Annotated in this window: 20 protein-coding genes; 11 read left to right on the top strand and 9 right to left on the bottom strand. The window is 42.4% G+C overall.

Going from position 1 to position 20,920, the window contains the following annotated elements:
* Positions 1 to 211 precede the first annotated feature (211 nt).
* Entirely contained in the window at positions 212 to 841 is a 630-nt protein-coding gene (gene yihA / locus M8E35_RS06690) for a ribosome biogenesis GTP-binding protein YihA/YsxC (RefSeq protein WP_289710704.1), read from the top strand.
* A 315-nt stretch (positions 842 to 1,156) separates the two neighbouring features.
* Here yihA and M8E35_RS06685 read toward each other — a convergent pair whose 3' ends face one another.
* The 3 genes from M8E35_RS06685 to M8E35_RS06675 form a co-directional block, all read right to left on the bottom strand.
* Positions 1,157 to 1,327 carry a hypothetical protein gene (locus M8E35_RS06685; protein WP_252468060.1) on the bottom strand — a complete coding sequence of 57 codons (171 nt, stop codon included), beginning with the start codon at positions 1,325 to 1,327 and terminating at the stop codon, positions 1,157 to 1,159.
* Positions 1,328 to 1,484: 157 nt separating this feature from the next.
* The gene (locus M8E35_RS06680; RefSeq protein WP_252468059.1) at positions 1,485 to 1,892 is read right to left on the bottom strand and encodes a C-GCAxxG-C-C family protein; all 408 of its coding nucleotides are present in this window, start codon (positions 1,890 to 1,892) and stop codon (positions 1,485 to 1,487) included.
* Positions 1,893 to 2,522: 630 nt separating this feature from the next.
* Positions 2,523 to 3,407 carry a phosphatidylserine decarboxylase gene (locus M8E35_RS06675; RefSeq protein ID WP_252468058.1) on the bottom strand — a complete coding sequence of 295 codons (885 nt, stop codon included), beginning with the start codon at positions 3,405 to 3,407 and terminating at the stop codon, positions 2,523 to 2,525.
* Between the two features lie 491 nt (positions 3,408 to 3,898).
* On the opposite strand from M8E35_RS06675, the gene M8E35_RS06670 reads away from it, so the two are divergent.
* From M8E35_RS06670 to mazF, 6 genes are all read left to right on the top strand, one after another.
* Complete coding sequence (locus tag M8E35_RS06670; protein ID WP_252468057.1) at positions 3,899 to 4,867, top strand: sulfite exporter TauE/SafE family protein; 969 nt, start codon at positions 3,899 to 3,901, stop codon at positions 4,865 to 4,867.
* Positions 4,868 to 4,959: 92 nt separating this feature from the next.
* Positions 4,960 to 5,181 carry a hypothetical protein gene (locus M8E35_RS06665; protein WP_252468056.1) on the top strand — a complete coding sequence of 74 codons (222 nt, stop codon included), beginning with the start codon at positions 4,960 to 4,962 and terminating at the stop codon, positions 5,179 to 5,181.
* A 28-nt stretch (positions 5,182 to 5,209) separates the two neighbouring features.
* Entirely contained in the window at positions 5,210 to 5,590 is a 381-nt protein-coding gene (locus M8E35_RS06660) for a PadR family transcriptional regulator (protein WP_252468055.1), read from the top strand.
* Positions 5,583 to 6,404: an extracellular solute-binding protein gene (locus M8E35_RS06655; protein WP_252468054.1), complete on the top strand. Its 822-nt coding sequence runs from the start codon at positions 5,583 to 5,585 to the stop codon at positions 6,402 to 6,404. The genes M8E35_RS06660 and M8E35_RS06655 overlap by 8 nt, the downstream gene beginning before the upstream one ends.
* 361 nt (positions 6,405 to 6,765) lie before the next feature.
* Positions 6,766 to 6,999 (top strand): AbrB/MazE/SpoVT family DNA-binding domain-containing protein, encoded by a 234-nt coding sequence (locus M8E35_RS06650; RefSeq protein ID WP_229247300.1) that lies wholly within the window; start codon positions 6,766 to 6,768, stop codon positions 6,997 to 6,999.
* Positions 6,993 to 7,331: an endoribonuclease MazF gene (gene mazF, locus M8E35_RS06645; RefSeq protein ID WP_252468052.1), complete on the top strand. Its 339-nt coding sequence runs from the start codon at positions 6,993 to 6,995 to the stop codon at positions 7,329 to 7,331. The genes M8E35_RS06650 and mazF overlap by 7 nt, the downstream gene beginning before the upstream one ends.
* Positions 7,332 to 7,791: 460 nt before the next feature.
* Here the strand turns inward: mazF and lepB are convergent, their stop codons facing one another.
* A complete protein-coding gene (gene lepB / locus M8E35_RS06640; RefSeq protein WP_252468051.1) occupies positions 7,792 to 8,316 on the bottom strand; it encodes a signal peptidase I in 525 nt (174 codons plus the stop codon).
* 501 nt (positions 8,317 to 8,817) lie between these two features.
* On the opposite strand from lepB, the gene M8E35_RS06635 reads away from it, so the two are divergent.
* Entirely contained in the window at positions 8,818 to 9,816 is a 999-nt protein-coding gene (locus M8E35_RS06635; protein ID WP_252468050.1) for a sodium:calcium antiporter, read from the top strand.
* Here the strand turns inward: M8E35_RS06635 and M8E35_RS06630 are convergent.
* Both M8E35_RS06630 and M8E35_RS06625 read right to left on the bottom strand, forming a co-directional pair.
* A complete protein-coding gene (locus M8E35_RS06630; RefSeq protein WP_252468049.1) occupies positions 9,785 to 10,660 on the bottom strand; it encodes a DMT family transporter in 876 nt (291 codons plus the stop codon). The genes M8E35_RS06635 and M8E35_RS06630 overlap by 32 nt on opposite strands.
* Before the next feature lie 144 nt (positions 10,661 to 10,804).
* Positions 10,805 to 11,569, bottom strand: coding sequence for a LysM peptidoglycan-binding domain-containing protein (locus M8E35_RS06625; protein ID WP_252468048.1), 765 nt, complete (start codon positions 11,567 to 11,569; stop codon positions 10,805 to 10,807).
* 150 nt (positions 11,570 to 11,719) lie between these two features.
* On the opposite strand from M8E35_RS06625, the gene M8E35_RS06620 reads away from it, so the two are divergent.
* Together M8E35_RS06620 and M8E35_RS06615 are read left to right on the top strand one after the other, a co-directional pair.
* Entirely contained in the window at positions 11,720 to 12,400 is a 681-nt protein-coding gene (locus M8E35_RS06620; RefSeq protein ID WP_252468047.1) for a hypothetical protein, read from the top strand.
* A gap of 465 nt (positions 12,401 to 12,865) precedes the next feature.
* The gene (locus M8E35_RS06615; protein ID WP_252468046.1) at positions 12,866 to 13,399 is read left to right on the top strand and encodes a nitroreductase family protein; all 534 of its coding nucleotides are present in this window, start codon (positions 12,866 to 12,868) and stop codon (positions 13,397 to 13,399) included.
* 282 nt (positions 13,400 to 13,681) lie between these two features.
* Here the strand turns inward: M8E35_RS06615 and M8E35_RS06610 are convergent, their stop codons facing one another.
* The 3 genes from M8E35_RS06610 to M8E35_RS06600 all read right to left on the bottom strand — a co-directional run bounded on the left by M8E35_RS06610 (position 13,682) and on the right by M8E35_RS06600 (position 18,922).
* Entirely contained in the window at positions 13,682 to 15,628 is a 1,947-nt protein-coding gene (locus tag M8E35_RS06610; protein WP_252468045.1) for a cell wall-binding repeat-containing protein, read from the bottom strand.
* A gap of 330 nt (positions 15,629 to 15,958) precedes the next feature.
* On the bottom strand, positions 15,959 to 17,146 hold the full coding sequence (locus M8E35_RS06605; RefSeq protein WP_252468044.1) for an NAD(P)-dependent malic enzyme: 1,188 nt from the start codon (positions 17,144 to 17,146) through the stop codon (positions 15,959 to 15,961).
* A 420-nt stretch (positions 17,147 to 17,566) separates the two neighbouring features.
* A complete protein-coding gene (locus tag M8E35_RS06600; RefSeq protein WP_289710703.1) occupies positions 17,567 to 18,922 on the bottom strand; it encodes a 2-hydroxycarboxylate transporter family protein in 1,356 nt (451 codons plus the stop codon).
* A 573-nt stretch (positions 18,923 to 19,495) separates the two neighbouring features.
* On the opposite strand from M8E35_RS06600, the gene M8E35_RS06595 reads away from it, so the two are divergent.
* On the top strand, positions 19,496 to 20,899 hold the full coding sequence (locus M8E35_RS06595) for an anion permease (RefSeq protein WP_252468043.1): 1,404 nt from the start codon (positions 19,496 to 19,498) through the stop codon (positions 20,897 to 20,899).
* Positions 20,900 to 20,920: the final 21 nt, after the last annotated feature.

Here is a 20,920-nt window from a genome sequence, read left to right as displayed (position 1 = left end):
GGCTACGACTCACGCAAAAGGCATTCACGCCGTGTGATCACGACCCTCTTGGGCTTTTAAGGTACCGGGGACGGTTTAGGGTCCTTTCTGGGGAGAGGTTCGCGTCACACTTGTTCAGCCGTGCGCTCGTCGTGCCATAAAATGAAGCCTGGAGAAAACGAATGTAAGTTAGAGTGCAAGTAAGAAAACTTGCACGAAAGGAAGAGGTATCTTGATAGTCATTAAGAAGGCAGAGTATGTAGCATCTGCTGTAAAATATGAGCAATATCCAGTTGATGGATTGCCGGAGATAGCGATGGCTGGGCGGTCAAATGTTGGTAAGTCATCTCTGATTAACAGTTTTTTGGGACGGCGTAACCTTGCGCGAACGGGGAATACACCGGGGAAAACTCAAACCTTGAATTTCTATAGAGTCAATGATGCTTGGTTTTTAGTTGACTTGCCCGGCTATGGCTATGCCAAGGTCGCCAAGACGGTAAATGCGCAATGGGGTCCTATGATGGAGCATTATCTCAAAAAGCGTGAGCCTTTGCGTGCGGTTATTCAAATTGTCGATATTCGCCATGCACCAAGCGTTGAAGATATCGAAATGCAGCAATGGTTACGAACTATGCAGGTTCCAACCATGATCGTGGCAACCAAAGTCGATAAAATTGCACGTGGTCAGTGGGCTAAGCACTTGAAGGTTATCGCCAAAGCGTTAGATATCCAAGATGTGTCGCTGATTCTTCCCTTTTCGGCACAGTCAGGGGTTGGTAAAACTGAGCTGAATGAGGCAATTGAAGAGATTTTGGGCTTAAACTTGGAAAGCGTTGAGGAAGCCGCGAGGGGCGATTCTTAGGAACCCTACTTATCCATACCAATTAAAGAGTTAGAGGGAAAACTAAAATATCATTGGGAATCGTCGGTTCCTTGATTAAATTTATAGTGAAATTAACTATAGACGGTTTTAGCTATGCCTATCTATAGTTAGTAGTGTACTAAAACCAAGATAATGTATGGTAGACAACGTTTGAGTTTTAGTATATGTACTAAAAAATGTTATAAAGAAGACACGCTTAGATATCGCTAAGCGTGTCTTTTTAGTTCGCGAATGTTTGAATGTTTGAGAAATATGAAATCCTATTACGCAGTACAAGAATGGTTACACAACAATTCAAGATTGAGTGGCAATTATAGCTCCTGTAATCAAAAGAAGTCCCAGTGTTGCACCGATTGTGTTGAAACCAGTATTTTTGTCGTCCTTATGCACCTTCTCAATAATAGAAACTAGATTATTTACAAAAAAGAAACAAGAAACTGGTAGTAGATACACTAAAAAAGCCATCGGGTATTCCTCCTCTTTGAGCATACTTTCAATAAACTGACTTACTGGTGGGTAATGTCTTATCTCTCGGAAATTAGCAAAAGGTTATTGCCATAATCCGACGAATGTGTCACAACATTAGAAAAATGCGTAATAAATAATTCTATACTTTACGCGATTATAAAAAATTAAGAGTAAATTTAACTGCCTTTTGCGTTATCTCTTCACATAAGTGTGGTGGGTTTTCAGGTTTAAATCCTTGCGGGCGAAGGTCTCTACAGTTTAAACTCCCGAACTCTTTCTCAAATTCTCTGGCAAAATTATTACATATAGTTACTATTTCCTCTTGTTGCAATCCTTTTTCTTTCCCTTTAATTCCGATAAACATCAAAGCACTTGCTACCAATCCACATTGTGCACCATACCTACCTGCACCTGGTATTCCTGTTACAGCGTCAAGAATTTGGGAACTTAATTTTGTCCGAAATACTTCAGAAAGAGTGAGTAAAGAGGCAGTTGTACAATTCAAATCATCATCCCAATAATACTTGTGTACTTTTTCCTCTATTAACTTTTGATATTGCATTTTTTATTCCTCCAATTTTAAATTTATGAACGACGTCTTGTGCATTAATTATTTCCTGGCATGCTACTTCTCCTACCTTGTAACCCACGAGTCCACCTGTAAGGAAGAGGATTACAAGGACAATAAAAACTATATTTTTATTCACATTTGAACACAACCCATTATAAATTGCTTTCCTTCTGACTCTGCTAAGAAACATCACTATCAGCTTAAGACGACTTATTATCTCATTAATTTTTATGCAAAATAAGGGGAATCTGTTTCATAATTATAAAAAGCCTCTAACTACGGTAATAGTAAAGACTTTACTAACTATTTAATGCTATGGATTTTCTGCCGATTTTCTGCCGTTCAAGCCTTTAATTACTCAATACCTCATGTTAGATATATTTTTTAACTGGTATAACGTGGACGTAAATGCAAAACCTAAATCGTCAATATAATATTGCAAGGAGGTCTTGGGAATGCTTGGTATAAAAATGAGAACTAGAAAGACAAATAGTTTATTTAGTCCTCCCTCGTTATTCATCCTTGCCCTAGCTACAGGAGCTGCAATTTGGATAAGTAAAACAAGGGAATGCGAGGAAGATTGTTAAGTATCAAAGCCGTCCGAAAAGGACGGCTTCTTAATTATCTAATAGCTTTTTCTCCTATTTTTTCACCCATAACTACACTTATTTCATATCCTTTATTTGTCTGAGCAATTATATCTTCATCAATTCTTACTTTACCTTTTTCAAAAAATAATAGGGTAGTAGAGCCGCCAAATTTAAAGTACCCTTTTTCATCCCCTTTTTTTACTCTTTTTCTTGGAAAATAGGTTTGTATTATTGAACCAACAAAGGTTGCACCTACTTCTACACATAATACATCACCAAAGTTATCTGAATGAAAAATACTCCATTCTCTTTTATTCTTACAGAAAAGCTCAGTTACCGCCTTTAGTGCAATTGGATTTACAGAGTAATAATCACCTTTTATTTTTTTTGTTTCTTCGCAGATACCGTTATCTATAAAGTTAAACCTATGATAATCTGTTGGACTAAGTCGAAGAATTAGGCAGGTACCTTCTGAAAACTTTGACGCTATACTGGGATCATCGATAAGCTTACTAAAGCTATACGTATAACCTTTAATTTGAACTAATTTATTCAAGTCAATATTGTCATAGGCTACAAGTTTGCCATCACCAGGCGATATTATTGAACCTAATGCGCTATCTATGGGTCTAGTAAGCTTTCTAGCAAAAAAATCATTAAATGATTCAAATTGTTCTAGTTTTTTTTCACAGAGAGACATATCAATACCAAATTCACTAATAAAAGACGGAATCTTTTTTTTGCTTATTTTTCTATCACAAAAGAAGCCATATAGCTTAGAAAAAAGTTTTTTCTTTACAATTAATTCTAATAGCTTCATTCCAACAGGTGAAGAATAAGTCCACTTTAGATACGTATTTCCTACTACTTGCTCAGTCTCATATGTCTTAGTTTCTCTATTATAAACAATAATCATCACTTAACCCCTTTTGTGTAAATAATAACAATAATTTATATACCTTTGATTTCAGCATTTAAAGCTAATTGTTCTAAAATAGTAATACCACTGTTGTTTTCTATAACTTGATTAATTTTAACTTCTTTAGGATAAAAGCTGCTTAGAAATAATGCATCGTTTTCGTTCGATTTAGTACCTCTTCGGAATTATTCTATAATAATTATAGCATAAATACGCCAGTTCGATGGGGGGGATACTCATTTACAATTAGTGGGGGATTTTTGCATTATGAACAATTTCTGACACTGTAAGTAAGAAGTTTTTTTAGGGGAAATCAAAAATTAAGAAGGATAAATTTAAAACCTGTAGAATACATATGTATTAAATCTATATGCACAGTGAGAGTACTTGAAGTATGAACCTATGGACGAAGAGATAGTAAGTTAAGACATTAGGCTAGGTAATTAGGCGGTAATTTATTTGAGGAATTATTGTGAGGAGGAATCATTATGCACTTTCCCGTTTCCGGTGTCGATGTTCTGCCGTTTATACCTCCACTTGTGGCCTTTCTAGTATCCTCATTGACGTCTTCAGCGGGGGTTTCTGGGGCATTCTTACTTATGCCCTTCCAAATGAGTGTATTGAATTTCACTAGTCCCGCCGTAAGTCCAACCAATATGATTTTCAACATCGTTGCCATTCCCGGTGCTCTGTATCGCTATATCAAAGAAGGGCGCATGGCCTGGCCCCTAACTTGGGCAATAATTATTGGCACCCTGCCAGGGGTATTTTTCGGAGCCTGGGTACGTATCCTGTACCTTCCGAATCCCAAGACATTCAAACTCTTTGTGGGTTTTGTACTTCTCTATTTAGGCTACCGACTGCTTTCGGAAGTGATGGGCTGGAACAAAAAAGTTAAAGCACGAAACAAAAACATGCAGGATAAGTTTGCCGGTCAGGTGGCAAAGTTAAAAGAAGTAAACTCGGGCCGGATCGCTGCAGGCCTGCCCGCTGAGGCCGTCGTAAAGACCAAATCGATTTCTTGGAATAAGGTTGAATATGACTTTTGGGGTGAAACCTATTCTTTCGGCACCTTGCCAATTCTATTACTTTCTCTGGTGGTAGGTTTAATTGGGGGTATTTACGGTATCGGTGGAGGTGCCATTATTGCACCGTTTTGTGTGGCTGTACTGGGATTACCCATTTATACCGTAGCTGGTGCAGCTATGGCAGGCACTTTTATTACCTCTATTGCCGGAGTTACTTACTATCACATCCTTGCTACCTCTAGTATTGCTACTGGTGTCAACGTTTCTCCGGATTGGATGTTAGGTATTCTCTTTGGCGTAGGTGGCCTATTGGGTACCTATGTAGGTGCTCGCCTCCAAAAATTCATGCCGGATAAACTGATTAAAGTGATCCTTACGTCCCTAATCCTTTTCCTGTCCATTAGCTACATTGGACAATATTTCTTTTAATAAAGTGTTTGCTTATTCCACTCGCTTGGGTAACCTGGCGGGTGGGATTTCCTTGACTTTAGGGTATTACTAAATAAACAGGGTGTGATAGAATGGTTACCGGTGAAATAACTTTGGTTATTGTTGAAGAAGATAAAAAAGTTCTGCAACAAATCCTAAGACAGTTAGCGGGGATATTACAATGCCAGCTACGGCACAGGGAAGCCACTATTCTGTATGATTCCCAAACGATATCCTATGATCAGATTTTAGAAACGGTCCTGCAGGCCAGTTACCATATCAGCATGTTTTATGTGACTGAGGAAAAATGTTAGATGTAGAAGGAAATTCGAGGTGTAAACTGTGAAAGAAGAAGTGCAAAACCCTGCCTTTGCTTATATTGCTGGTCGAATTGATAAAATGCTGGTACCCACTCTGCTTTACATTCTGGCTAATGAGCCCGCTCATGGGTACGGGTTAATTCAAATGGTTAACGAATCGGGCTTCTCGGAAATCGAGGCGGACCCTGCCACCATTTACCGCAACTTGCGTCGCATGGAAGAAGACGGGTTAGTTATTTCTCAATGGGAAACTGAGAACAACGGTCCCGCGCGACGAGCCTACCAGTTAAGCCGCGAAGGTCACCAAGCGTTAGACTACTGTGTGCAGTTAATTAACGACAAGGTAATCAGAATGCAAGCGTTTTTAGAGCAGTACCAACGGGAGGTAAAAAAGATTGAGTAATCAGCAAACCTTAAAAATATTACATGCAGGGGCATTGCGCAAACCGGTGGTGGAATGTGCCAAGTTACTAGATGAGGCTCGTCCAGGACTAGACATTCAACTAGACTCCTGTGGTTCACGGGCCTGTGCAAGACAGGTGCGTGAGGGCAAGGTGGTGGATATCTTGGCTCTGGCAGACCCCATGCTCTTTGATGAGCTGCTTGGTCCTGAGTATGTTGACAAATACTACATTTTTGCCAATGACCAAATTGTACTGGCCTATAACGAATTTTCTAGGGGCAGTGGGGAGATCGACGCTAAGAATTGGTTTGATATATTGCTTCGTGAAGAAGTGACCTTTGGACGGTCTAACCAACATTTAGACCCCTGCGGCTATCGTACTCTGATGGTTTGGCAGTTGGCGGAGCAGTATTACGGACGACCTGGTTTGTTTGGACAGCTAGATCAGAGGTGCAGGGGTGATTTGATTTATCCTAAATCGTATGATTTGGCCTCTGATGTGCTTGTAGGTAAATTAGACTACGCTTTTGAATATCTCTGTGTGGCCAATCAGTTTGGCCTAAGAAACTTGATGCTGCCGGAAAAGATAAACCTCTCCAACCCCGCCCATGCGGATTATTACAAGCAGTCCACGGTGAGTCTGCAGGGCAGAAATTCCGGAGAGATGATTACCATTCCTGGAGCACCCATTGAGTTTGCCATTGCTATTCCAAAAAATGCCGAAAATCCGGCATTGGCAAAGGATTTCCTGGATTTGATGTTAAGCAAAAAAGGTCAGCAAATCCTAGAGGACTGTGGACTGATCCCATACTAAATCTTTGGCCCGGGCAACCGGGCTCTTTTCAGGGATCGTTTCTACGTGGAGACCATCACTCCGGTCCGGCGCGGACCCACCAGATTTCTCTGTGCGTAGAAGACAACAACCATTGGTCTCTGACAGTAAGAGGCCAAATGGTTGTTGTCTTTTTACAAAACGCTTCAGCCAGGTGAAATCTTAGTTTCCCGGCTGAAGCGTTCATATTGAAAGGTTTTGTTATTCGAACTAGAGTCCATTCCTCTACCCTGCGGTAGATTGTAATTGTTAGTTGAAATTTGTAGGTTTTTTCAAGTGGATAAATTTCATTACAATGTATATACTTTGTATAAACTAAATAAAAAGAATGAGGTGACACACTATGGAGGCAATGGCCCGGAAATGGGGAAATAGCATTGGTATAAGAATACCGGCTTCAATGGCTAATTCAATAAAAATTAATGACGGGACCCCAATTGATATCGAACTTGATGGAGATAAGATCATCGTCACTCGAAAAAAATACGATTTAAAAGAATTACTTGCCCAAATCCCTGATAAATATGAACCGGAAGAAATAGATTGGGGAGAGCCGGTTGGAGGGGAAAAATGGTGAATAAGTATGCGCCAGAACGTGGTGATATAGTATGGATTCAGTTGAATCCACAGGCCGGGCATGAACAGCAAGGGACCAGACCTGCTTTGGTTATATCCGCAAAGGAATATAATAGCAAGACCGGGATGGGTATTTTTTGCCCGATTACCAGCCGGGTAAAAGGATTTCCATTCGAAGTTAAACTTCCAGAGGAATTAGAAATCAGAGGCGTTGTGTTAGCAGATCAAATTAAATCTCTAGACTGGAGAGTTAGAAACACGAGTTTTATATGCAAAGTGCCGGAAGAAACGATTGAAGAGGTTATTCTTAGATTAGAAGCGATCATAAAGTAAGTTGTGACTAGGCTAGGAGTTGGTTTGATGTGGCAGAGCCTTATTTTAGTCCATCACATAGTTTCCTACAAATACCGTCAACTCTAAAGCGAGGCGTTTTATACTGTAGGGTTTTAAGAAAGCACTAAACCGCTGGCGCGGTGGTTTACGTAGTGTGTCTTTCGCTGTTGGTGGCTTTATGAAAATATCCCCCAACCACATAGCGAACCTGACAAAATCCATTTAGATGTACTTTTCAAATCTCTTTTCACAAGTTCTTGACGCTCTTCTATTTTTCTCTTTTGCGTAATGGTACATCAGTGGAGGTCCAAAAATAATCATCCGTATCAAAATGACAATAACCTATTTCCTTTACAGCTAGAGTAGATTTTGAAACGAGTTACTACTGAAATATTCTATGCATTTATTGCAATATACCTTGCATTTACTAGATTTTCGTGGATATAGGATTGGTAGTGCTTTAGCTGTCTAACTTTCCGAATGTATTAAAAGGCCAATAACGAATCCAAACTTTCCCTGTTATGTTTTGCTTGGGCAAAAAACCCCACATGTGGCTGTCATTACTGCCTCGGCGATTATCTCCCAAGACAAAGTATGAATCCGCCGGAATTGTAATAGGATCGTATTGGTAATCTGGCTTTTCAAGAATATAACTCTCCTCAAGCGCTGTTCCATTAACCAGAACATTTCCATCCTTAACCTGAATTTCCTCTCCGGGCAGTCCGATGACTCTCTTTACGAGATCGTCTTTTTCGCCGGATTTTGCAGTAGGATGGAATACGACTATGTCCCCACGCTCTATTTCCCTAAACTTAAACAGCAGTTTATCTACGATCAATCTATCTTGCAGTTGGATTGTGGGTAACATGGAGCTTGAAGGCACAATCCTATTATCTAAAAGGAAAGTTCTAACAATGAATGACAGAATAAGAGCAACGGCTAATATCTGAACCAATTCGAATAGATTTTTCCACCGAGCATTCAAACCATAGTCCCCCTTTCAAGTCTGGAGTTGGAGTTCTCAGGTCAACGGAAGCGCTTGACCGAAATCTTAATTTAGCATTCCATTAATGAGACCAACTTTATACTCATTTAAGCATATAAGAACGAGAAAAGCCAGGAATTCTGATATGTTCCTCTTAGATATGCTTGTTTCAAAGGTACGGACACCATGAACGGTTAGAGAGTTATCGTTAAGATAGCTCCTTTTTTATTACTATTGCAGTTAATGTGGCATTTTCATCATCTCATCTCCTTTGGGTCTATTATAGTACGAAAGTTTGTTAGGAGATGGTAAACTGCTCGCTTTCAAAGGGGAGTATTTTCATGTCCAAAAGGAGGATCTTGGCTTTTCTGCTTTTGAAGAGGGTTGTTTTATCATAAAAAAAATCTCACTCTAGTATAGTTATAGAGTGAGAACTATCAGCAATTAGCCTGTATGGTGGGAGACCCTCGGGAGATAAGCATAAAGAAGGGAGGGGAACATTTGAGAGATATAGGGCTGCTCATTATAAGTTTAGGAATCATTTTGATCGGAGCGGAAGCGTTTACCAATGGGATTGAGTGGCTGGGAAGACGACTCAAACTTGGAGCGGGTGCCGTTGGGAGTATTTTCGCGGCCGTTGGCACAGCCTTACCCGAGACCATGGTTCCTATTATGGCCATTTTAGGCGGAGGCGTAGGACCGGAAGGCGCGGAGATAGGTATAGGAGCTATTTTAGGTGCCCCATTTATGTTAGCGACTGTAGCTTTTTTTATTACGGGAGTTGCAGCATTGTTTTTTCGTCGACGGAATGTTCCTTTACGGCTGGATGCTAAAGTCGTGAAACACGATCTGAAGTTTTTCCTCATTGTTTATTCTATGGCTATATTGGCATCCTTTTTACCCACTCAAACGCTTAAAAATGGAGCAGCGATGACTTTGGTTACAGCCTATGTGCTCTATGTATACCAGACAATACGTGATTGTAAGGATGATTGCAAACATGAAGAATTAGCACCGCTTTATATGGATAGGAGCTCCGGAAACCCGAGCATGACCATGATACTCTTACAAATCACCTTGGCTTTGATCGCAATTGTCTTTGGGGCAGATCGCTTTGTCAACGCAGTGCAACCCATTGCTGTAGCCGTTGGAATTCCGGTATTTGTGCTTGCATTAATTATTACGCCGATTGCGACAGAGTTACCGGAAAAGTTTAATAGTGTTCTTTGGATTCGGAAGGGCAAAGACACGCTAGCCATGGGAAACCTAACCGGAGCAATGGTGTTCCAAAGCTCCGTAATCCCTGCCATCGGAATTGCCCTTACGCCATGGAAACTGGATGCCTTGGCATTGTGGAGTGCACTGCTTGCATTAGGAGCTGCGATTATTCCGTACATTTCCCTGAGTCGAAAAGGGGCAATTTATCCGACCACCCTCCTGATTGGAGGAGCTTTTTACCTGCTGTTTATTATGACGGTGATTCGCTTTGCGATCCACTAAACTCTGCGATCAGCATACCCGTTAAGACTAATCCCGCACCGAAAAATCCCTTAGGGGTTAGAAGCTCGCCAGCCAGAAAATAGGCAGAGACGGCGGCAAAAACAGGTTCCATAGAAAAAATGAGCGCGGTATGGGTGGAAGTGGTGAATTGCTGCATTTTGCTTTGAACAAAGAAAGCCAGTGAAGTTGCAGGAATTGCGGTAACCAGCAAGGCAAACCAAGCCGTTGAGCTAAAGTGAATTGAGGGCTGTGGGAAAAGAAGGGTAGCAAGACCACTTAGAATGCTCACAGTAAGAATTTGAAAACTGGCTAAAACTGTAGCATTTGTTTGAGGCGCATAACGTCCAACAAAGAAAATATGTAAGGCAAAGCTTAAGGCACAAACAAGAATCATCAGGTCGCCCCGATTAAGTTGAAAACTGTTGCCTAAGGAAAGGAAAGCAAGACCTGTCAAAGCACATAGGATTCCGAGGATTAGGTTTCGGCTAGGAAGCTTCCGGGTCGTAAAAGTGACTAAGGCCGGAACAAAGACGACAGAGAGTCCGGTAATAAAACCTGCATTTGAGGAGGTCGTATATTGCAAACCGACTGTTTGCCAAGCATAGCCGGAGAAAAGGAAGACTCCCGCAGTTGCACCACAGAGTAAGGAGGCTTTATTAATATGATTTCTTTGGAACCAGAGAAATGGTAATAAACTCACAAATGCAAGGGCAAAGCGAACCGCTAGAAAGGGGAATGGTGGGAGATCCTCGATGGCCCATTTGACAATGACGAAGGTTGACCCCCAAACAAAGGTAACTAAAAGCAAAGAAAGATCAGCCCCGTGGGTTTTGCTTAGCTTCAATCCGATTACTTCCTTTCTAATATAAAAAGGTCGTTGCGTAAGATACGCAACGACCTTTTCTGATCAAGGACAGAAATTATGGTTGTGGCACTGGATTACGATATTCCTAGTATAACGGATCTAATGCCCGCTGAAAAGAGGTAATTAACCTCTTCCTCCGTCATGAGGTCCCGGTAAATCAATGATTGGTACAGGCTCAGGCTCATCAATCGGGGTATAGATTGGGGGGGGAGAACATGGCGGTGGCGGAGGCGGAGAAAATTCACTGCAGTATTGTTGCTTCGCTTGACAGAATAAATGGTAGTGACGTTCTTCATCAGCTGCCATTTCAGTTAGGATGCATTGAATTTCTGGAATAGGTATTTTTTCTGCGAGCTCAAGATACTCGCGATGGTCTCTGGCCTCATCCTCAATGTTAGAGTCTAGGAGCATACATAGGTCGGTCGTATAATTAACAAAACGAGATCGCCAATCGACCCAATGACCACTGCTTAATGAGCCGTATTTGGGGTCGACACCCAGATGACGCAAGGCGAGGGCCAATTTTTCGAGGTGTTGCATTTCATCATAGGCAATAGGCCTTAACAAGGCATCGAATTCCGGACGGTCTAAAAGCACTGCCTGATAAAGGTAAGTTGTTATCGCCGTTAATTCCGAATCTTTCCCTGCATAGGCCTCATACAGCCACATGGCATATGTATAGGTAGGTTCGGGAATTTGTATAGGTGCAGGCCCCGACGGCGGTTCACAGGTTCCTTGGAATGGAAGAAGCAAGACTTGACCAGCATAAATTCGGTCAGGATGTTTCAAATTATTAAGATGGATGATTTCAGCCATTTCAATGTTGTAGGCATTAGCTATTTTATAGATGGTATCCCCGGCATTAACGATATAGCGTGCGTAATCCATTAGGAAATCCTCCCTTTTGTATGTCATAGCACACTATATTCGAGAAGAAAGAGACATGATAATGGATAATAATGGATCAGAAGTGGAATGAATTGGACGAGTTCGACGTAGTTATGTATATAACTATCTTGAAAAAGGAGGAGTGCGGGAGTGGGTTCATACGTCTTACGAGGAATCACCACGGCCTTACTTGTCACGGTACTTACTCTTTTCGCCGGTATTGTATGGAGTTCCATGGGCCTTGGAGGGTTAAGTATTTCTAAATTGTTAGATATCGGGCTTTTAGCAAGTTGTCTGGTAGGTGGGTACCGCACGGCCAAAGAAAGTAAACTGTGGTTTATGGGCGGAGTTGCTGGGGCTGGGTATGTCACAGTGGGAACGCTATTGTTGGCACTGTTTTTACCAATCCGTGGATTAGGTTTTATCCAAATCCTTGCAGAAGGGGCGCTCATCGGCCTAGTGGCAGGAGCTTTTGGAGCAGGAAAAAAGGCAACGGTTTCAACTCATTTTACCCCGTCCTATGCGGGATTTGGCAGGGAAGATCGTGGCAGCAACAATTTTGAATGGGATACTGAGGAAGACATTACACCAAGGGCAAACCCTTCTAAGCTAAAGTGGATTGACAGCTATGAGGAGGAGTTCGCGGAGATTTCAGAAACAAGGTGTGAACCTGTTGTAGAATGGCCTTGGGACAGGGAACCTGAGACTAAGAATGAGACTGAAAATGTTACTAAGAATGAGATTGCGACAAGAGGGTCTAATCAAGTGCGAAATGATTTGGCAGTGTGGGATAGAGTTGGGGAAAAAGCAAAGCCTTGGTGGGAGCAATAACAAAAGAAATTGGAAAATCACAATAATTCACGCAGGAATTTGATGTAATTGTTTAGAATAAGATTTGATGTGATTGTTTAGAATAAAATAAGTAAAACCAGATTGAAAAGATCTACGGATCTGCTGAGAGTCTATTATCACTTCAAAGAGACTCCCTCCTCTTGTAAGTGTGTTCCTCAGCGCAATAGTATTTGTGTGCGCTTTCGGCGATAAGTCTATCCTCAGCGCAATAGTATTTGTTACGGGACGTGCGCTTTCGGCGATAGTCTCCACCGGAGACTATCGTACCGGAGACTATCGTACCGGAGACTATCGTACTGGAGACTTGCGTCACCGAAGTCTCGATGTTAAGATTTAGCTGAACGAGTTCACTGATCTCTGGAGGCTTTGTAGCTGAATCCCTTCGATGTTCTGCTTAGCTGAATGAGTTTTTCGGGGGAATTGTAAATATTGGGAGGATTAAAATTGAATTTTTTAGAATTGGCTCAGACCCGTCGAAGTTTACGTACTTATTTGGACAAGCCGGTTGAGAAGGAGAAACTGGAGTATGCTTTGGAATGCGCGCGGTTAGCGCCGTCTTGGAAGAATATGCAGTGCTGGCGCTTTATTGTGATTGATGACGTAGCAGGGCGGCAATCTATTGCTGAAAGCATGGAGGAAAATAATCCCGGGCGTAAAGCTCTGATGTTAGCTCCCATCGTCATTGTGCTCTGCGCAGTGATCAAGGAATCGGAAGTGTGGGAAGGCAAAGACAATATGATGCTTGATGCCGGGCTTGCGATGGAGCATTTAATTCTAGCGGCAACGGAACAAGGGTTGGGGACGTGCTGGCAGGGCCTGTTTAGTGAAGAAAAAGTACGTGCTGCCTTAAATGTTCCGGAGGATGTTCGAGTTGTGGCTATGACTCCTTTGGGGTATGCAGCGGAGGAACGACGTCCGCGCCCTCGAAGGACTATGTCTGAAATGGTTTTCCAAGGAAAATGGGGAGCAGTTAAATAAGTTCACTGTTTTCGGATAGAAAAAAGGCGGTTCTTGATTTCAAATCAAGAACCGCCTTAAATTGTACTAACCAGAAAGTATAACTTTTCGTTAATACTTTCTGAAGCATAAGGGCAACTAAGGCGGTCGCCTTCGGTCCCTTCCCGCCATCCGTGGCTACAGGGACACTCAGCCATCCATGGCCATCGCCTGCGGCTGCAAGAAGGTTAACTCGTGCGAAGACAGTGTCTTCGGGCGCCAGCCGAGTTTTCCTTTTGCATATTTAATTGCTAGATTCTTATTTTACTCTTGGACCTCAGCTTCAGCGGTTACTGCTGCGTTTACAGCTGTAACCATATCCTGAATCTTCTCAGTGGAGTCAAGGGTTGAGTCTGCTGCTGCGGAAACAGCATCTTGATAAGCCTCTAAGTTCGCTGGGATAACATCGTCTGCAACTACACCCGCGTCAATGAGATCCTGAGCAGTCACGCTTGAAGCATCTGCATCTAGAACAATCCCATCAATTTTTAGGATCGCAGCTGCTTTGATGACCGCCGCCTCTTCAGCGGCTACAGTTTCGTTAACAGTTGTAACCATTGCTTGAATCTTCTCGGTGGAGTCAAGAGCCGAGTCGTCTGCAGCGGAGATAGCATCTTGATAAGCTTCCAAGTTGGCTGCGATAACATCGGTTGCAGTGACGCCGGCATCAATAAGATCTTGGGCAGTTACGTCTGAAGCATCTTCGTCCTGAACAATACCGTCAATCTTCTCGATGGCAGCGGCTTTAGCCACAGCCGCTTGAGTTGCATTAACAGCTGTAACCATTGCTTGAATCTTCTCGGTGGAGTCAAGAGCCGAGTCGTCTGCAGCGGAGATAGCATCTTGATAAGCTTCCAAGTTGGCTGCGATAACATCGGTTGCAGTGACGCCAGCATCAATGAGATCCTGAGCTGTTATGGTTGAAGCATCTTCATCTTGAACAATACCGTCAATTTTTACAAGTGCAGCCGCTTTAGCCTCAGCAGCCTCTATAGCAGCGTTGACATCGGTAACCAGTTGTTGAATTTTTTCTGTACTGTCAAGGGCTGACTCATCTGCAGCGGAAATAGCATCTTGATAAGCTTCCAGGTTGGCTGCGATAATATCAGTTGCAGTGACACCAGCATCAATGAGATCCTGAGCAGTTACGGCTGAAGCATCTTCACCTTGAACAATACCCTCAGTTTTCTCAATCGCTGCCGCTTTTGCAACCGCTGCAGCTTGAGCTGCAACCAGATCTGCAAGTACGCTGTCAGGAATGACGGCTGTACCGCCTAAAGCAGTTATGACACTGGTAGCAGACAGTTTACTGCCCACATATTCCGTGCCTTCATTAGCATTGCCTTTAGTGAGAACAATACCAGCATTGAATTGAGCAGCCAGAGGAGCTCCAGCTAAAGCATCGATGGCAGTTTCGCCATTTGCTAAGAAAACATTATCATACTCTAAAACATCGTCAAAGGCTTTAAGCACTGCTACGTTCGTATCATAGGCTGTGTTGCCGAAGTAGCGGTTAGAGCCAGGAAGTTCAGCTTTGACAGTTTCACTGATTACAGCTGTTCCACCAATAACATCCGTTGCAATAACACTTTCATTTTCAGCCAGAAACTCTTCAACACTTTCAGGAAGAGAATTAGCCTCTGTTAAGAGAATTGGTTGAGTTTGAGCGGAAGCTATCGAGGCGATAGATAGTGCATCTTGATTTAACCAACCGTAAGCAACTGCGACTTTGCTTATTGAAGCACCGAGTTCCACCATTTTATTAGCGATATTGACAGAGGTTTCGAATCGATCTTTTCCGCCAAGGGAAACAACCGTAATATCCATTTCAGCAAGCTCGTTTAAAACTGCTTGACTAATTACCGCAGTACCACTGGTAACATAAACCTTTTTAACTTCGAGTTTAATAAGTTCTGCTTTAGTGGCTTCATTCAGAACTGAACCAGCCTCTTGCAGAAGGATAGGAGCTTCAAGGAAGGAGGCAAGCGGTCCTGCAGTCAGTGCATCAACCATGCCATAAGAAGTAGATGAGGCCAAAATAGCAGAGCCTGTCCAACCAGTTTGTTCAGCAATTGCTACAGCAGTTTCTGCCGCAGTTATTCCTGATAAGCGTTGCGGGACTGTTCCTGCTGCAAATACATTGAAAGGAAGCATGCTGAGGGTCATACCTGCGATGGCTAAGGTAGCTAAGGTTTTTTTAGTCTTATTCATTAAGTTTTGTTCCTCCTCGTTTTTTGAAAATATTTTTTCTTTGAAACAAAGCGATTTGAAATTTCTCCTCGAATTTGTCGACGACGAGAAAATTTAAAAGGAAGTATGATTACCTGATAATACTTCGCTAAAAAACAAAAAATCCTTTTTCTTACAAATGGTATTCTTTTCCCATAAATGGAAGGTCAAGGGTTGCTTGCAAAGGAAAATGGGGTCAAGCATAAGGAACTCAATAAAAGAGCATTATAACCTATTGGGCTATAATGCTCTTTTTGTTGTTATAAGGATAATTAAACTTGTAATTAACGGCTAGCTAACATACTTGGCTTATCAAAGATCTCTATATAGACGCGAATTTCCTGACTTAATAGCGGCTTCAGCAACTGCGGCAGCAACTATAGCTGCTACTCGGGGATCAAGAACCTTTGGAATGATATATTCAGCATTTAACTCTTCAGCAGATATGATTCCTGCGATCGCATGGGCGGCGACGAGCTTCATTTCTTCCGTAATATCTTTAGCTCGGACATCTAACGCGCCTCTAAAGATACCTGGAAAAACCAAGACATTGTTTACCTGATTAGGATAGTCAGAACGGCCTGTACCAACAACCGCCGCTCCAGCACCTAAGGCTTCTTCTGGGAATATTTCCGGGGTAGGATTTGCCATAGCAAAAATGATTGAGCCGGAATTCATAGTGGCTACCATTTTGCCATTCAGTACACCTGGAGCCGAAACCCCAATAAAGACATCAGCCCCCACCAGAGCATCAGCTAAGGAGCCTTTTAGTTTTGCATGGTTTGTTAGTTCTGCCATCTCTTTCTGAGCCGGATTCATCCAAGGTTCACCCGTGCAAAGCATGCCTGCACGATCGACCATAATTGAATTTTTCAAACCCGCTTGCAACAATAATTTAGTAATAGCTATTCCTGCGGAGCCTGCTCCGTTAAGCACCAATTTAATCTCATCGATTTTTTTATTAACAACCTTTAATGCGTTGATGAGTGCCGCTAATACGACAATGGCTGTACCATGCTGGTCGTCATGGAAGATGGGGATGTTGGTTTCCTTTTTCAGTCTTGCTTCAATCTCAAAACAGCGAGGTGCAGAAATGTCCTCCAGATTTATCCCGCCAAAACTAGGTTCCAAGGCCTTAACGACCCGAACTATTTCATCTACGTCCTTCGTATTTAAACAGATGGGAAACGCATTGACTCCCCCAAACTTCTTAAATAAGACACATTTTCCTTCCATTACAGGCAATGCTGCTAGGGGGCCGATATCACCCAAACCTAACACTGCTGTACCATCAGATACTACAGCAACCATATTACCCCGACCAGTATAGTCAAAGGCTGCGTCCGGATTTTCAGCGATTACTTTACAAGGCTCTGCCACCCCTGGAGTATAAAGCAGGCTTAAATCGTCAGCAGAATCTAGTTCTGCTTTACTAATGACTTCGAGTTTCCCTACCAGTTCTTTATGGAGTTTTAAGGCTCGTTCCTGAATACTGCCCATTGTTAGACCCTCCTGATTTCTCATTTGGTATGCCTTAAATTACATTGGTAAGCAACTGATCCGCATTTTAGAAGTTCTTATTTTAGAATGCATCGCGGCTTTGCCATCCATAGTGGCGTGCACCCCTACCAGTACCAGTACCAGACGGTGCACATAGAATGTGCCGTCACCCCAACTTTCCGTTCCCCGACCCAAGCCCGGGACGCAGTGTGACACGAGCGCGACGTCTTTACGTAAGCAGAATAGCAAACTTCCGTTAAAGCGACCGACCCCAGATACGGGGCAGTGTACAAGGATGTACACTGCCGCCAGTGAGCCAAGGATGGCTCATCTGGCGGGAACCCCGCTCCCCAAAGCAGGGAGCTTGAACGGTTAGTTTGCTCTGCGTCGTAAGACCGAGCGCTGTGTCACACAAGTCCCTTAATGCCAGAGCTTTATTAATATAGTCGCAAGAACAATCATCGAGGCGCCGCCAATTCGGGTGGAGATCTGGGCAAAAGGCATTAATTCCATCCGATTGGAAGCAGAAAGAATAGCGACGTCTCCTGTTCCCCCCAGACCACTATGGCACCCAGTGACAATAGCGGACTCAATGGGATACATGTTCATAAAGCGACCAATGAAATATCCGGAAGAGATCATGGCTATAACTACAGAAGCACAGACCACAAGGTATCCAATAGTTACGGTAGCGATGACATCTTTCAATGGGGTGTACAGTACACCCAAACCGACCATCAAAGGCCAGGTGAGACTTGAAGATACAAATTTGTACAGATGAAACGAACCTTGCTCCATTTTAGCGGGCATTATATTTAAATACTTCACGATGGCTGCGGCGAAAATCATAATAATTGCGCCTGGAATTCCGATAAACGGGCTCGCTACTTTACCGAAGATGAAAAAGGCACAAGCCATGAGAATACCTGCTCCCATAAGCGGAAAGTCGATCGGTTTATCCGCCATGCCCTTGGCGTTTAAGATTTCTGAGTCATCACCGGTTTTTACCAATACACCGTTCCCGGTAAGCTCAGGTTTCTTTTCCCCTAAACGTTTTAATAATCCGGCGCATACAATTGCGACGATATTACCAATAACGGCCGCCGGAATAAGTTGGCCGATAAGAGCTTCTTGGGGTATATTTAAAATAGCCGAATAACCCAGAGAAAGTGGAAGTATACCTTCCCCAATACCTCCCCCGACAATAGGGATAATAATATAAAAGAATGTGCGGTGAATGGAGTAACCAAACAGAGTACCGACGAGTAACCCGGCTGAAATAGCGGCAGCTGTTCCAACAATGAGAGGAACAAACATGCGCGCAAACCCTTGAACAAGAACTTTCCGATTCATACCAAGGATACTGCCGACGACTAAAACCGAAATATAAAAATAGAGGAAATTGGATGTTTTCATGATAGCTGTAATAGCTTTTAAGGCTGAAGGATTAATTAAATTGTAAAAGACCATAGTAGATGGAACAAGAATAGCCAAAATGGCAGGGCCGCCAATTTCTTTTAAAATGGGGACTCTAAGCCCAATATCTCCGAGAAGGATACCCATAACCATGATGACCGCAAAGCCGCCGATCATATCTGCAGGAAGTTGACCGTACATAGACGCAGCAAAAATGATCCCTGCCAAGATCAGATAGAGAGGTAAGGGAAGAACACCGACTTTTACGCTTGACAATTTGGAGAAAATACTGGAAGATGAGATTTCCTTGTTCCCAGATAAATTGGAATTTGGGACTTCCTTTTTCATAGCCAAACTCATAGAAGCACCTCCTGAATTTCTTTTCTTCCACATATTAAGTTTTTTCAAACAATTTAAACAGTTTAATTAATTATGTTAACTGTTTTATAACTAAAGAAAGCAAAATATAACTAAAGTAAGAGTAAAGTCGTAGTTTCAACCGACCAGGCAGCCGGTTGAAACTACGACTTTATTCTATTCCTTCATGCTTAATGTAAAAGCAAGGCACAATTATAAGATATTGAAGCTAATTTTAAACTATTGAAGGAGATTGGAAAATAATTGTACTATTAGGGAATGAAGAGTGTGTCTAGTTAGTAAATATTATTGAATAGTGCAATATTTAAAATATATTCTTGAATAACTCCGTAAGATGGTAAGATTAACCTATAGTATTGCCTAATTCATGATAAAAGATATGAACAAGACTAGTGTTATTGTTGTTTAACTTTATTAATCATTTTGTAATTAAAGAAAGATAGAATGTACACTTTCGAAATGTTAATATAAAGCCATGCAAAGATAGTGCAAATGTTCACATTCAGGTACCGGATATGAGCATTTGAACAGACAAAATTAAAGGGGAGAAATAAATTGAATAATAAGCTGGTTCGTGGTTTGATTCCAATTTTAGTCGGTATGTTGATTTGGTTTATGCCTGTTCCGATGGGATTAAAAGCGCCAGCTTGGCATCTCTTTGCAATCTTTGTTGCTACAATTCTGGGCTTTATACTCCAACCCCTACCGATCGGTGCTCTTGCGTTTATCAGTGTGACCTTTACCGCTCTTGTCGGTGTGCTTAAACCGGCAGATGCTTTAGCTGGTTTCTCGAATAGCATAATTTGGCTCATCGTTTCTGCGTTCATATTTGCGATTGGTTTTGTAAAAACAGGATTGGGTCTCCGTATTGCGTACACCCTCATTCGTGCGTTCGGTGACAGCACGTTAAAACTCGGATATACCATTGTGCTTAGTGATTTGATTCTTAGCCCTGCAACCCCTTCTAATACTGCTCGTGCTGGTGGAGTTATCTTCCCGATTGTCAGAAGTTTGGCTACTGCGTTCGGTTCAGAACCTGAAACCTCTTCGCGTAAAATTGGGGCTTACCTCATGCAAACAGCTTATCAAGGGAACACTATTACTTCTGCGATGTTCCTGACGTCTATGGCAGGTAATGCGTTGGTTGCTTTACTTGCTGCGAAAACACTTAACGTTAATCTAACTTGGGGTCTCTGGGCCCTTGCTGCAATTGTCCCTGGTCTTATTTCCTTAATCGTTATCCCATATCTTCTTTACAAAATTTATCCGCCTGAAATTAAGAAAACACCCGAAGCTAAAGAATTGGCTGTTAGAGAACTGGCTAAGATGGGCTCGATGAGTTACGGAGAAAAAGTTGTGGCCTTTGTCTTTATCAGTGCACTGATTCTCTGGGGAACATCACAGTTCACGAAGATTGATGCCACAATCGTAGCGATGCTCGGCGTTGCCGTAATGCTGATGTTTAAGGCTATTGAGTGGAAAGAAATCCTTGCTGAAAAAGGCACATGGGACACTCTAGTGTGGATGGGTGCACTGGTCGCACTGGCGGATAATCTCTCCAAACTTGGTTTTATTCCTTGGTTTGCCAAGACCGTCGGTGCAAGCATTGCCGGAATTCCTTGGATTTGGGCATTCTTAATCCTCATCGTCGTTTATATGTATGCACACTATGGATTTGCAAGTTTAACTGCCCACATTACAGCAATGTATGCTGCTTTCGCTTCGGTGGCAGTAACCGCTGGCGCGCCTGCTTATCTGGTGGCACTTTCCTTCGCTTTTATGTCAAATCTCTGTATGTCCTTGACACACTATGCTGCGGGTCCTTCTCCTATTTACTTTGGTGCGGGTTATGTGGATCAAGGAACATGGTGGAAACTCGGATTTATATCATCGATAGTTAACCTGATCATTTGGGTCGGTCTAGGTTCCATGTGGTGGAAAGTTCTCGGGCTTTGGTAGGAAAATTGAAAGGGGATAAAA

The sequence above is a fragment of the Desulfosporosinus nitroreducens genome, assembly GCF_023897015.1.
Lineage (GTDB): Bacteria > Bacillota > Desulfitobacteriia > Desulfitobacteriales > Desulfitobacteriaceae > Desulfosporosinus > Desulfosporosinus nitroreducens.
The sequence above is the reverse complement of the archived record's forward strand: the minus strand, read 5'-3'. Positions and strand labels throughout refer to the sequence as shown.